This is a genomic window from Bradyrhizobium sp. BRP23 (genome assembly GCF_020194135.1).
GTDB lineage: Bacteria > Pseudomonadota > Alphaproteobacteria > Rhizobiales > Xanthobacteraceae > Bradyrhizobium > Bradyrhizobium yuanmingense.
Map to the genome: position 1 here is coordinate 50183 of NZ_JADYVW010000015.1, position 13591 is coordinate 63773.

The following is a 13591-nucleotide window of genomic DNA, read 5'->3' on the forward strand; positions in this document are numbered from 1 at the left end:
ATGGCGTACTGGCTCGTGAAATCCGAACCGTCGGTGTGGTCCTGGGACCAGCAGGTTGCGAAGGGCGCCAAGGGCGAGGCCTGGACCGGCGTGCGCAATTTCACCGCCCGTCAGAATCTCGTGAGCATGAAGAAGGGCGACAAGGCGTTCTTCTATCATTCCAACGAGGGCAAGGAGATCGTCGGCATCGCCGAGATCATCAAGGAGGCCTATCCCGATCCAACCGACAAGACCGGCAAATTCGTCTGCGTCGACATCAAGGCCGACAAGCCCCTGAAGACGCCGGTGACGATGGCCGCGATCAAGGCGGAGAAGAAGCTCGCGGATATGGCGCTGGTGAAATATTCGCGCCTCTCCGTGCAGCCGGTGACGGCAGAGGAGTGGAAGCTCGTCTGCAAGATGGGCGGGATGTAGTTACGTCGTTTCGTAGCCCGGATGGAGCGCAGCGCAATCCGGGAAAGTCTCGATTGAAGCCCGATCCCGGATTACGCTTCGCTCCATCCGGGCTACGATATCCGGGCTTGCGACTCCTCCAGCGCAAACACCTCGCACGGCGCGGCAATGCCGCGCAGCGAGTGCGACCCGAGCGCGACCAGCGGCACCTCCGTCTCGGCGGCGAGTGCACCCGACACCAGCACCGTCCGGCCCAACGGCTTGCACAATCCCTCCAGCCGGCTGGCGAGGTTGACGGCGGGGCCGATCGCGGTGAAGTCGAGCCGGTTGGCGGCGCCGATATTGCCCCAGAGCATCTCGCCGAGATGGAGCGCGGCGCCAAACGACAAAGGCGGCAGCCCTTGCGCGCGGCGCTCCTTGTTGAGATACGCCATCCCGGCTTCGGCTGCGCTTGCCGCGCGCAAAGCAGCGTCACAGGCGCGGCGCGGGGACGCCTCGAGCACCGGAAAGATCGCGAGCACGCCGTCGCCGATGAATTTCAGCACCTCGCCGCCGAAGGCGTGAACCGCGCCGGCGATGCGATCGAACCAGGCATCGAGCGCCGCAATGACATCGGCCGGCGGTGTCGTCTCCGACAGGGTCGTGAAATTGCGCAAATCCGCATAGAGCAGTGCGGCCTGGATGGTCTCGCCGAGATCGCGGCGCAGAGGCGCCGCCAGTACCCGCTCCGCGCTGCGCGTGCCAAGGTATGCATCGAGCGTTGCCCGCAAGGTGGCGCGCGCGGCGAGCACGGCCAGCGGCGTTGCGGCGAAACGCGCGGCCTGACGCAATTGCTCGATCTCATCCGCCGTGAACGGACGCGGCCCGATCCAGCCGAGCAGCGGGCCATCGGGCCGTCCGGCGACATCTTCATGCACATCGCCGCCGGCGATATCGCGCAGCCAGCGGCGGCCGGCGTCGTCGGGTGGATCGGGCGCGAGGCCGCCCGGCGCGAAGCCGAGCGCTTCGATCACCTGGCCGCTGTCGGCACGCCACAGCCAGGTCCGCTTCGCGATCAGCGGATGCGGCACCTCCAGCGTCAGGGCGCCTGCCGCGAGCGGCACGCCATCGGCGGCCAGATGCGCGCCGAGCTCCGCGAGCAGGTGGTCGGCCCCGCGACAATCCGAGGCCGCGTCGAGGAGCCAGGCGAGGGTTGGGGAGAGCTGCATGAGGCGATCATGGCGAAACAGGGCCGTCTTTGCCACGGGCAATCCTTGACGGAGCGCAGGGCCGCCGCCATGTCCCATCGTCAGACCAGGGATGATTGCCGATGCCCGAACCCTTCATAGTGCGACGCGAGACCCAGATCGCGGCCCCGCGCGCCACTGTCTTCGCCTACCTCACCGACCCCGAAAAGATCCTGAGCTGGATGGGCTCCGACGCAACCACGGAGCCTTATCCCGGCGGGCTCTACCTGCTCAAGGGCGTCAGCCCGGACGGCGCCGCCGCCCGCGGCGCATTCCGCGAGGTCGTGCCGGTGCATCGTCTGGCCTATACGTTCGGGTGGGAGGGCGGTCAGGAAGTGCCGCCCGGCTCGAGCCTGATCGAGATCGACCTGATCGAGCAGGACGGCGGCACGCTGCTGCGCATGACCCATAGCGGCCTGCCGAACGAAGCGCAGGCGGCCGCTCATGCAACGGGTTGGGCGCACTACCTTAAGCGGCTCACGATCGCAGCCGCAGGCGGCGATCCCGGTCCTGACATAGGTGTGTCAGATAATAAGTAGCTCTCGTAGGTTGGGCAAAGGCGCTCTTCGCGCCGTGCCCACCACCCGTCACCATGGGCGAATGGTGGGCACGCTTCGCTTTGCCCACCTTACGAGAGCGGCGCTTCGTTACACTGCTGCCGTCGCCACCACCTGCGCCAGTAACTGCTCGCGCCTGGCCTGCGAGCGCTGACCCGTCATGGTCGCGGCGAAGCGCTCGAGGATGCCCTCCTCGAAGGCGGTGACGATGGTGTCGTGGACGTAGCTCTTGCGGCAGATCGCCGGCGTGTTGGAGAGCTGGTCGGCGGCGGCGCGGATCGCATCCAGCACCTGCTTCTTGCGGCCGCGCTGGCTGCTCGCCGGCGTGATCCGCGACAGCGATTCCACCACGACGGCGGACGCCATCAGCGTGCGGAAATCCTTCAGGGAAATCTTGATGCCGGCGATCTCGCGCAGAAACGCGTTCACCTGGGTGGTGCTGACCGCGCGCACGATGCCGGAGGCATCGCGATACTGGAACATGCGCTTGCCGGGAACGCTCTGCAAAATGCCGATGGCGCGCACCAGCTTGGCGGCGTCGCACTCCTTGCGCACCGCCTTACCGCCCTTGGCCTTGAAGGTCAGCACGAAACAATCGTCTTCCAGCGTGACGTTGGACTTCAGCAGCGTGGTCGCGCCGCGGGTGCCGTTGAGGCGGGCGTAGGATTCATTGCCGGGGCGGATCGCGGTGCGCGCGATCAGCTCGATCACGGCCGAGAGCGCGAACTCGCGCGTCGGCTCGTCCCCTGACAGGAACGCCGAGACCTTGCGCCGGATTTTCGGCAGCGCGCCGACGAGCTTTGCCAGGCGATGCGCCTTGCGCTGCTCGCGGACCTTCTCCCAGTCGGCGTGATAGCGGTATTGCAGCCGGCCCGCGGCATCGCGGCCGACGGCCTGCAGATGCGAGTTCGGGTCGGCGGAGTAGCGCACCTCGCGATAGGCCGGCGGCACCGCCATGGAATGCAGCCGCCGGATGGTGCGGGCGTCGCGGATATGCGCACCGTTGGGGCGGACGAAGGAATAGCCCTTGCCGCGCCTGATACGACGGATGGTCAGCTCGTTCTGGTCGCCGAGCCGCAATCCGAGCTCCTTGGCGAGGGCCTCGACCGTCGCCGCAGGCGCCGCGTCGTAGGTCTTCTTGGGGCTCGGGCGCCTGAAACCGGTCGGTTTCGGCCATTGTCCGAGGGCCTTGGCTAGGGCAATGGCTGCAGGATCGGCTGAAGCGGGCCGTATCGTCCCGAGATTCTGCTGATCCATCATGGTCTTACGCCTTAGCCCTGTCCTGTTGTCGATCAATGCCGCTGTTGTGATTTTTGTTCCAAGGGGTCTCTTTGGACCCGGGTTGGCCATTTAGGGTGTTCCGAACACGATTGCGAGTCCCGAATCAGTGAGAAGAGGTTGCTAAATACCTCTCCTCGCCGCATGGGGGCTCTGCGGTCTCTGTTCTGGCGGTTTGGGTAGAGAGCCGGAAGGTGCCCGTCGGCCCTGTTTCAGATTTGCGACAGCGGGCCTTCCGGACCTTGATCCTTCGCATGGCCAGCTGCCCGCCGAAGGTCCAGCTTGTGCTCCTTGTCGGGTCCGGTTAGCCCGACGCATAATCCATCAAATGATGATGTCGGCATTGCCTGAGCTTGCCGCATGTGGAGGGAAGCATGTCCGAGAAGATCTACGATATCCCCGCGGAGTGGGCGAAGCGCGCCTGGGTCGACCAGGCCAAGTACAAGGAGATGTACGCCCGTTCGATCTCGGACCCGAACGGTTTCTGGGCGGAGCAGGCCAAGCGCATCGACTGGATGAAGGCGCCGACGAAAATCGAGAACGTCTCGTTCGCGCCGGGCAACATCTCGATCAAATGGTTCGAAGACGGCATCCTGAACGTCGCCTACAATTGCATCGACCGGCATCTCGCCAAACGCGCCAACCAGACCGCGATCATCTGGGAGGGCGACGATCCCTCGCAGTCCAAGCACATCACCTACAAGGAGCTGCATGACGAGGTCTGCCGGATGGCCAACATCCTGCGCACCCGCAACGTCGGGAAGGGCGACCGCGTCACCATCTACCTGCCGATGATTCCCGAGGCCGCCTATGCAATGCTGGCCTGCGCGCGGATCGGCGCGATCCACTCCGTGGTGTTCGCGGGCTTCTCACCTGACAGCCTCGCCCAACGCATCAACGACTGCCAATCCAAGGTGATCATCACCGCGGACGAAGGCCTACGCGGCGGCAAGAAGGTGCCGCTGAAGGCCAATGTCGATGCGGCGCTTGGCAAGGCCGACGGCGTCGACTGGGTCGTCGTGGTCAAGCGCACCGGCGCCAAGGTCGACATGAACCCCACGCGCGACCTCTGGTACCACGAGGCCGCGGCGATGGTGACCACGGAATGCCCGGTCGAGCACATGCACGCCGAGGATCCGCTGTTCATCCTCTACACGTCGGGCTCGACCGGCCAACCCAAGGGCGTGCTGCACACCTCCGGCGGCTATCTCGTATTCGCCTCGATGACGCATCAATACGTCTTCGACTATCACGACGGCGACATCTACTGGTGCACCGCCGACGTCGGCTGGGTCACCGGCCACAGCTACATCCTCTATGGGCCGCTCGCCAACGGCGCGACCACGCTGATGTTCGAGGGCGTGCCCAATTATCCGGATAATTCGCGGTTCTGGAACGTCATCGACAAGCACAAAGTCAACATCTTCTACACCGCGCCGACCGCGATCCGCGCGCTGATGCAGTCCGGCGACGAACCGGTGAAGAAGACCTCGCGCGCCTCGCTCCGCCTGCTCGGCTCGGTCGGCGAGCCCATCAATCCCGAAGCCTGGGAGTGGTATCATCGCGTCGTCGGCGACGACCGCTGCCCGATCGTCGACACGTGGTGGCAGACCGAGACCGGCGGCATTCTGATCACGCCGCTGCCGGGCGCGACCAAGCTGAAGCCCGGCTCGGCGACGCAACCGTTCTTCGGCGTGGTGCCTGAAATCGTCGATGCCGACGGCAAGGTGCTGGAAGGCGAAACATCAGGCAATCTCTGCCTGACGCGGTCCTGGCCCGGCCAGATGCGCACGGTCTACGGCGACCACGCCCGCTTCGAACAAACTTACTTCTCGACCTACAAGGGCAAATACTTCACCGGCGACGGCTGCCGCCGCGACGCCGACGGCTATTACTGGATCACCGGCCGCGTCGACGACGTCATCAACGTCTCCGGCCACCGCATGGGCACCGCCGAAGTCGAGAGCGCGCTGGTCGCGCATGAGAAGGTGTCGGAAGCCGCCGTCGTCGGCTTCCCGCACGACATCAAGGGTCAGGGCATCTACGCCTATGTCACCCTGATGGCCGGCGTGCAGCCGAGCGACGAGTTGCGCAAGGAGCTCGTCACCTGGGTGCGCAAGGAGATCGGCCCGATCGCCTCGCCCGACCAGATCCAGTTCGCCCCGGGCCTGCCCAAGACCCGCTCCGGCAAGATCATGCGCCGCATCCTGCGCAAGATCGCCGAGGACGAGCCGGGCAGCCTCGGCGACACCTCGACGCTCGCCGATCCCGCCGTTGTCGATGATCTCGTCAAGAACCGGCAGAACAAGAAGTCGGCGTAAGGCGAGTTCGTGCCCCGGACGCAGCGCAGCGCTCCTTCAGCGGTGCGCTGCTGAGCCGGGGCCCATCTAAACGTCAGAACGTGTAGCTTCCTGGATCCCGGCTCTGCGCAGCAGCGTTTCACGCTGCAGCGCATCCGGGACACGCGATTAGTTTTCGCGTCAGCGCGCCCTCTCAACCAACGGCCATTCACACCCTCACGCTGTTGTCAGCGGGCGCGGCAGCGCGCCTGCATCTTTCCCGTCGAGTGTTGTTTTCTGGTCATTTACTTTATTTCGAACATTTCCTTTGTTCCCCCTGCTGGCCTGCCCTCGGCAGCCGCGGCTGGAAACCATTGGGTTAACGGGCGCGGTTAAGAATGAGCATCGACGAGGGCTTGGTGCGGCGACGATTGCCGGTTCTGCGTCATTTTGGACGATCCGTTTTGGGCAAGGGGAAGCATCGATGTCGATGAGGATTGCGGTGGCGCTGGCCGCCACCATCGCGGCTGGGGCCTTGACGTCGACGGCGGCGCAGGCGCGGCCGGAAATGGTGGGGGCGCACCTGGCCGACTATTCGCCGGGCACCATCGTGGTCAAAACCAGCGAGCGGCGGCTTTATCTCATCCTCGGGAGCGGCCAGGCCGTGCGCTATCCGGTCGGCGTCGGCAAAGCCGGCAAGCAGTGGGCCGGCACCACGAAGATCGACGGCAAATATCTCAATCCGGCCTGGGCGCCGCCCGCCGAGGTGAAGCGCGACAAGCCTGGTATCCCCGACGTCATTCCGGGCGGCTCGCCGCGCAACCCGATGGGCGTTGCGGCGATGACGCTCGCCGGCGGCGAATATGCGATCCACGGCACCAACGTGCCGGGCTCGATCGGCGGCTTCGTCTCCTATGGCTGCATCCGCATGCTCAACGACGACATCACCGATCTCTACGGCCGCGTCTCCGTCGGCACGACGGTGGTCGTGACGCGCTGATCGCCTGAATCAGCCGAGATGAAATGAAAGGCCGCGTCCTCGACGCGGCCTTTTTATTGCCAGAACCGCCAGCCGCGCGCGCACCAGCCGTCGCGATGGCCGCCATTGTAGCTGCGCACGAAGCCGCCGGCGAGCAGTGCCGCCGAGACGTTCACAGTCCGCCGGGTCGCGACGTCGGCGAGGACTCGGCCGTATTTGTCGGGAGCGAGATTGGTGATGGTCACGCCGCCCTGGCCGAGCAGATCGCGCAAGGCACGGGCCGCAGCTTCGGCCTTGTCCAGCTCCTCCTGGCAGGATGCTTTCAGTTCGGGCGCATCGATGCCGCGCAGCCGAATGCGGACCACGGGATCGCGTCCCTCGTGCAGACGAACACGGGCGAGAAAAGTGTCGCCATCGATGGCGCGGATGAATTCGACCGGACGCACATCCGCGTGGCCGGTCTGCTGAAGAACGATCTCAGCATCTCCATTGCGATCGGTATCGCGAACAAGCCAGTGCGTTCCATGACGGAATGTGAGCACGACGGCCAGCGCGATGCCCACCACGAACATCCAGGGCAATAGGCCGGAGAAGCGGCGGCCGAACGGCGAGCCGCTGAACTGCGGCCGGTAGGAATTGGGGCGATCCTGGAAACGCATCAACTCACGCTATGTCTGAGTCGGGGGAACTCACAAGCACGAGCGTGTCCATAAACGACGCCGAATGCGCCGGAGGCCATGCACGAAAGTTCCGTCTGTCAAAGAGGTTAGCCGTAGTTCTACTGGGGATCCGCGAATATTTTCCAAATCTCAATCATTGGTTGCGAATAGCTGTTATACGACAAACCGAGGGGAGATTGCCGTGAGGTCATTCAGGTTTCGCATTGGAACAAAGCTCGGCATCGTGACGGGCGTGAGCGTCGTGCTGGTCGGCGGCATGCTGACCAATCAGATGCTCGGCAACCGCTCCATTGCCGAATCCAATCGCCTCGTCACGATCAACTATCTCAACAAGGGCAATGCGCAGGCGGCTCAGACGGCGATGGCACGCGCGCAGCTCGCCGCTCTCGAACTCGGCTCGGCACCGTCAGCCGGAGAGGTCGACAGGCTCCTCGAGCTTCTCCGTACCCGGGCCGGCGAAGCCGGCACCGAAATCGATGCCGCGAGAGAGCGGGCGACCCGCAAGGTCACACAGGACGCTTACCGCGAGGCCAAGAAGTTCGTCGATGCGTATCTGGCCAGCGGCGTCGAGCTCGCCGCGGCGCAAAAGGCGGTCATCGCCGCCCCCGCGGGTGGCGCCAAGCTTGCAGCAGAGTCGGCCAAGGCAAGTATTCTCGCAGAGCATATGCGTCCGGCAGCGCAGGAAGTCAGCAAGCGCATCGACGATCTCGTCGGCGTCGCCAACGAATTCGCCGCGCGCCGCAAGGGCGAGATGCTGGCCGAGTTGGACCGCGTCGCCAATTTCGCTTTGATCGTCGGCCTATTCGTCGTCCTGACGTTGGTCGGCTCCGCAGTCTTTTCCGTCTTGAACGTCGCCCGTCCGATCCGTCGCATCGGCGATGTGCTCCTGCAGCTCGCCGGAGGCAACAAGGCGATCGAAATTCCCTACACCCGCCGTGGCGACGAGGTCGGCGACAACGCCCGCGCGGCACAGACCTTCAAGGACAATCTGATCCGCATCGAGCAGATGGAAGCCGAGCAGAAGAACCATCAAGCCGCTGCGGCCGCTCAGCGCAAGCAGGAGATGACGCGGCTTGCCAACGCGTTCGAAACTGCGGTCGGCGGCATCATCAACTCGGTGTCAGCCGCATCCCAGGAGCTCGAATCCGCGGCCGGCACGTTGTCGGGTACGGCCGAACAAACCCAGCAGCTCTCCGGAATGGTCGCCGCCGCCTCGGAGGAAGCCTCGACCAATGTCGGGGCCGTGGCGTCCGCGGCCGAGGAAATGAGCACGTCGGTCGTCGAGATCGGCCGTCAGGTGCACGATTCCAGCCGTATCGCCGGCGATGCGGTCAAGCAGGCCGAGCGCACCGATGCCCGGATCAACGAGCTGCTCAAGGCGGCGGGCCGCATCGGCGACGTCGTCAAATTGATCACGGCGATCGCCGAACAGACCAACCTCCTGGCGCTAAACGCAACAATCGAGGCGGCACGCGCCGGCGAGTCCGGCCGCGGCTTTGCGGTCGTGGCGAGCGAGGTCAAGGCGCTCGCGGCGCAAACCGCGCGAGCGACCGAGGAAATCAGCGCGCAGATCGCCGGCATGCAATCGGCAACGCAGGACTCCGTCGGAGCGATCAAGGAAATCGGAACGACCATCGGCCGCATCTCCGATATTTCCACGACCATTGCCGCGACGATCGAACAGCAGGGCGCAGCGACGGCCGAGATTGCGCGAAACGTCAGCGAAGCCGCCAAGGGAACGGTCGAAGTCGCAGACAAGATCGCCCAGGTCAGCCATGGCGCGAGCGCGACCGGCGCGGCGTCGGGACAGGTGTTGGCGTCGGCGCGTTCGCTGTCGAGCGAAAGCAGCCTCCTGAAGACCGAGGTCGAGAAGTTCCTCAGCACCGTGCGCGCCGCGTAATGCGCAACGGAGCGGCGAGCACGATTGCCGTGCTCGCCGGACATTTATGAAGCCCCCGGGATTTCCCGGGTTTGACCGGGGTCCTAATCAACACTAGGTTGAACATTGAGCCGTAAGCAACTCGCTTGCGGAACCTGTTCAGCGAGTCCCCCGCCATGAATATCGATGCGTCGTCCCCCGATTCGCTCGAGCGAATCGCCGAACTCGTTCGTCGGCAAGATAGTTCTCTCGACACCACGCTGCTTCCGCCGGTGGAGGGGTTCCAAACCAGGACCGTCGCGCTCGAAACACTGATGCGCGAGGTGACGGAGTGCTTGGCGGACGGCTTCCGGCATCGCTCGCCGCAAGACTTTCCCATGCTCTATTTTGCATGCGGCAAGGCGCGCGTCGGATCGACGGCCCTGAGCAATCTGTTCGGCATGACCGGGATGCCTTCCTACTATCAGCCTTTGAAGGCCATGCTGCGCGATGCGCTCGTCGGCAAGAGGCCGGCGCCGTGGGCCGTGCCGTCGGCAGACGACGAGCCGCACATCTTCAGCAAGGAAACGATCGGGCCCTACGTGCTCGCCGAGAGCCTGTTCAATCCGCTCAAGCTGCTGATCGAGGCGGGCTATCCGCGGCACCGGCTGCATCTCATCATGCTCGACCGTGAGCCGGCGAGTTCACTGGCATCGTGGCTCGACAAGCTGATCTCGCGCGCGCCTGAAGATGTATTGCTGCGGCACTATGTCGTCGCCGCGCTCAGCGCGGCTCAAGTCGCAAGCTACGCCCAGCGACAGGGCGTTGCCGTCACTCACTACGTCTACGAGGTGAGCAAGGAGGCCGTGTCCTCGGTTCGTGTCCTGTTCGAACGGATCGGCCTTTCGGGCAGCTTCAACGAGAATGCCGTGACGTCCTGGCGTGAGCCGGGAGACTCGCACGCGAACAATGCGCGCGTCATCTTCCCGAGCGAAGCGACGATCTACAAGGTGCCCAATTTGCACACCTCCGACAGTGCCTATCGCTACCAGCGCCGTGCGACGGCCTCTCTGAGCGAAGCGCAACGCGAAGCTCTGGAGCGCTGCGGGGTCAGTGATGCCTATCGCGTCGCGGTCGCCGCCTGTGTTCGCGATCTCGGCCTGAATGCGGCACTGTCGCAACGTCTGTTCGGCGACTGGTTTGCTGCGGCTGCGTGATGGTCATGCTGGACGTTCCCACCGGAGCCGATTCCGCACTCCGTGAAGGTGCTGGCGGCAAGCAGCGTCACGTCGCCAGCCACCTCCGCCGTCTGGAGGCGGAAAGCATCCACATCCTGCGAGAGACGGCGGCCGAGTTCCGCAAGCCGGTCATGCTGTATTCCATTGGGAAGGATTCCTCGGTGCTGCTGCATCTGGCGATGAAGGCCTTCGATCCCGGCAAGCCGCCGTTTCCGCTGCTGCATGTCGATACGACCTGGAAGTTTCGCGAGATGATCGCGTTTCGGGACCGACGCGCGCGCGAGCTCGGCCTCGACCTGATCGTCCATACCAACAATGACGGATTGAGCCAGGGCATCGACCCTTTCACCCACGGCTCGGCCCGCTACACCGACGTCATGAAGACGCAAGCGCTGCGACAGGCGCTGGACTTCCACGGCTTCGACGCCGCGATCGGAGGCGCGCGGCGCGACGAGGAGAAGTCGCGCGCCAAGGAGCGCGTGTTCTCACACCGCAGCGCGGCGCATCGCTGGGATCCGAAGAACCAGCGGCCGGAGCTGTGGGGCTTGTACAACACGAGGCTCGCGCCCGGCGAGAGCATGCGGGTGTTTCCGCTGTCGAACTGGACCGAGATCGACGTGTGGGACTACATCCTGCTCGAGGACATCCCGATCGTTCCGCTCTATCTCGCAGCGTCGCGCCCCGTGGTCGAGCGCGACGGAGCATTGATCATGGTGGACGACGACCGGATGCCGCTGCAGCCCGGCGAGGAGCCGCAATCGCGCTCCGTCAGGTTTCGCACCCTCGGCTGCTATCCCCTCACCGGTGCAACGAGCTCGACGGCGGCAACCCTGCCCGAGATCGTGCAGGAGATGATGGCGTCGCGCACCTCCGAACGACAGGGACGCATGATCGACCGGGACAGTCCCGCATCGATGGAGCGCAAGAAGGCGGAAGGTTATTTCTGATGTCCTATCACGAGGCACCGGCGATCGCCGCCGCCGATGCGCCGCAGCTCGAGCAAGACGATCGCCCGACGTTGCGTTTCGTCACCTGCGGCAGCGTCGACGACGGCAAGAGCACGCTGGTCGGTCGGCTGCTCTACGATTCGAAGACGCTGCTCGACGACCAGCTCGACGCGCTCGCCTCGGAGAGCAGGACCGCCGGCACCACCGGCGGCGACCTCGACTTCGCGCTGCTGGTCGACGGGTTGCAGGCCGAGCGCGAGCAGGGCATCACCATCGACGTGGCCTACCGCTTCTTCGCCACGAAGCTGCGCCGCTTCATCGTCGCGGACACGCCGGGCCATGCGCAATATACGCGCAACATGGCGACCGGCGCCTCCAATGCCGATCTCGCCGTGGTGCTGGTCGACGCGCGCAAGGGCGTCATCACGCAGACGCGGCGCCACAGCCACATCCTGTCGCTGCTCGGCATCCGCCACGTCGTGCTCGCCGTGAACAAGATGGACCTGATCGGATTCGACGGCGATCGCTTCGCTTCCATCACCGCCGAATACCTGACTCTGGCCGGCCAGCTCGGGATCTCCCAGGTTCAGTGCATCCCGGTCGTGGCGCCCGACGGCGACAACATCGTCGCTGCGAGCACGCGCATGCCCTGGTACGAGGGGCCGACCGTTACGGCCTATCTGGAATCCGTAGACGTGACCGGCGACGCCTCGCAGCAGCCGTTCCGGCTGCCGGTGCAATGGGTGAGTCGGCCGCATGCGGATTTTCGCGGCTTCTGCGGACGGATCGCGAGTGGAACGATCGCAGTGGGCGATGCCGTTCGCGCGCAACCGTCGGGACACCAGACCCGCATCGCGCGCATTCTCACGCCCGCCGGCGAGCGCAATCACGCAAGGTCGGGCGAGTCCATCACCCTAACGCTCGCCGATGAGATCGACGTCAGCCGCGGCGACGTGCTGACCGCCGGATCTGCAGCGCCGGTGTCGGATCAGCTCGCGGCCCATCTCGTCTGGTTCGATGGCGAGGCCATGGTCGCCGGCCGGCGCTATTTGCTCCGGTGCGGTACCGCCTCGACCGGCGCGGTGATCACGGAACTCAAGCACCGGATCGCCATCGACACCATGGCGCGGGAAAGCGCCGCCACGCTCGACGTCAATGAGATCGGCTATGTCCATCTCGATCTCGACCGCCCGCTGGTGTTCGAGGCCTATCGCGACAACCGCGATATGGGCAGTTTCATCCTGATCGACCCGATCAGCCATCGCACTGCCGCGGCGGGAATGATCGACATGTCGCTCCGCCGCGCCACCAACGTTCATTGGCAGCGGCTTGCGGTCGACAAATCCGTGCGAGCCCGGCTGAAGCAGCAACGGCCCTGCGTGCTCTGGTTCACGGGGCTGAGCGGCGCCGGCAAATCGACCATCGCCAATCTCGTCGACAGCCGGCTCGCCGAGCTCGGGCGCCATGCCGCGTTGCTCGACGGCGACAATCTTCGTCACGGCATCAACCGCGACCTCGGCTTTTCCAACGCGGAGAGAACGGAGAACGTCCGGCGCGTCGCGGAGATCGCGGGGCTGTTCGTCGAGGCCGGCTTGATCGCGCTGGTGGCGCTGATCTCGCCGTTCCGCAGCGAGCGGGAGCTGGCGCGCCAGCGGCTCGAAGCGGGCGAGTTCATCGAGATCCATGTCGCGACGCCGCTTGCCGAATGCGAGCGCCGCGATCCCAAGGGGCTCTATCGCAAGGCTAGGTCGGGCCAGCTACCGGCATTCACCGGCATCGATGCCCCCTACGAAGCGCCGCTGGCGCCCGACATCACCATCGACACCTCGGAGCTGTCGAGCGAGGCGGCCTGCGAACGCATCATCCGCTACTTGCGAGCGCACAACTACCTGTGACGACCGGGACGAGATCTGCCGGTGTTATCCAGCCGCTCCGACTGCAAGCTCAGAAGTCGGAAGCGATGCCCTTGCGCTCCCAATCGCCGTAGCGGGTGGGCTCGGGCCCCTTCGGCCCCTGCAGCTCCTTCGCCTTGGTCTTGTTCTTGGCCTCATCCTTGGCCTTGGCGGCCGCAGCCTGCCGGCGCGCCTCGGCCTCGGCCAGCGCGCGCTGGGCGGCCGGCGACAGCGGCTTGCGATCGGGAACGGGGTCACTCATCG

Annotated in this window: 12 protein-coding genes; 8 read left to right on the top strand and 4 right to left on the bottom strand. The window is 65.2% G+C overall.

Translation table 11 applies throughout. From position 1 onward, the window contains the following. Positions 1-414 (top strand): EVE domain-containing protein, encoded by a 414-nt coding sequence (locus tag I6F24_RS30565; RefSeq protein WP_036002930.1) that lies wholly within the window; start codon positions 1-3, stop codon positions 412-414. Positions 415-506: 92 nt separating this feature from the next. Here the strand turns inward: I6F24_RS30565 and I6F24_RS30570 are convergent, their stop codons facing one another. Further along, the gene (locus I6F24_RS30570; protein ID WP_225152022.1) at positions 507-1601 is read right to left on the bottom strand and encodes an adenylate/guanylate cyclase domain-containing protein; all 1095 of its coding nucleotides are present in this window, start codon (positions 1599-1601) and stop codon (positions 507-509) included. 101 nt (positions 1602-1702) lie between these two features. Between I6F24_RS30570 and I6F24_RS30575 the strand changes: the two genes are divergently transcribed. After that, positions 1703-2158 carry an SRPBCC domain-containing protein gene (locus I6F24_RS30575; protein WP_036024228.1) on the top strand — a complete coding sequence of 152 codons (456 nt, stop codon included), beginning with the start codon at positions 1703-1705 and terminating at the stop codon, positions 2156-2158. Between the two features lie 108 nt (positions 2159-2266). Here the strand turns inward: I6F24_RS30575 and I6F24_RS30580 are convergent, their stop codons facing one another. Further along, positions 2267-3436, bottom strand: coding sequence for a DNA topoisomerase IB (locus I6F24_RS30580; RefSeq protein ID WP_036024230.1), 1170 nt, complete (start codon positions 3434-3436; stop codon positions 2267-2269). Positions 3437-3828: 392 nt separating this feature from the next. Between I6F24_RS30580 and acs the strand changes: the two genes are divergently transcribed. Beyond that, the gene (gene acs / locus I6F24_RS30585) at positions 3829-5775 is read left to right on the top strand and encodes an acetate--CoA ligase (RefSeq protein ID WP_225135575.1); all 1947 of its coding nucleotides are present in this window, start codon (positions 3829-3831) and stop codon (positions 5773-5775) included. Between the two features lie 442 nt (positions 5776-6217). After that, a complete protein-coding gene (locus I6F24_RS30590) occupies positions 6218-6733 on the top strand; it encodes a L,D-transpeptidase (protein ID WP_225151884.1) in 516 nt (171 codons plus the stop codon). A 53-nt stretch (positions 6734-6786) separates the two neighbouring features. Here the strand turns inward: I6F24_RS30590 and I6F24_RS30595 are convergent, their stop codons facing one another. After that, entirely contained in the window at positions 6787-7371 is a 585-nt protein-coding gene (locus I6F24_RS30595) for a thermonuclease family protein (RefSeq protein ID WP_225151886.1), read from the bottom strand. 202 nt (positions 7372-7573) lie between these two features. On the opposite strand from I6F24_RS30595, the gene I6F24_RS30600 reads away from it, so the two are divergent. The 4 genes from I6F24_RS30600 to cysN all read left to right on the top strand — a co-directional run bounded on the left by I6F24_RS30600 (position 7574) and on the right by cysN (position 13330). After that, a complete protein-coding gene (locus I6F24_RS30600; RefSeq protein WP_057025815.1) occupies positions 7574-9292 on the top strand; it encodes a methyl-accepting chemotaxis protein in 1719 nt (572 codons plus the stop codon). 155 nt (positions 9293-9447) lie between these two features. After that, entirely contained in the window at positions 9448-10467 is a 1020-nt protein-coding gene (locus tag I6F24_RS30605; protein ID WP_225151888.1) for a sulfotransferase family protein, read from the top strand. Between the two features lie 5 nt (positions 10468-10472). Further along, positions 10473-11435 (top strand): sulfate adenylyltransferase subunit CysD, encoded by a 963-nt coding sequence (gene cysD / locus I6F24_RS30610; protein WP_036024260.1) that lies wholly within the window; start codon positions 10473-10475, stop codon positions 11433-11435. Further along, a complete protein-coding gene (gene cysN, locus I6F24_RS30615) occupies positions 11435-13330 on the top strand; it encodes a sulfate adenylyltransferase subunit CysN (RefSeq protein ID WP_225151890.1) in 1896 nt (631 codons plus the stop codon). Before cysD ends, cysN begins: the two co-directional genes overlap by 1 nt. A gap of 49 nt (positions 13331-13379) precedes the next feature. Here the strand turns inward: cysN and I6F24_RS30620 are convergent, their stop codons facing one another. Beyond that, a complete protein-coding gene (locus tag I6F24_RS30620; RefSeq protein WP_036024240.1) occupies positions 13380-13589 on the bottom strand; it encodes a DUF1674 domain-containing protein in 210 nt (69 codons plus the stop codon). Positions 13590-13591 lie beyond the last annotated feature (2 nt).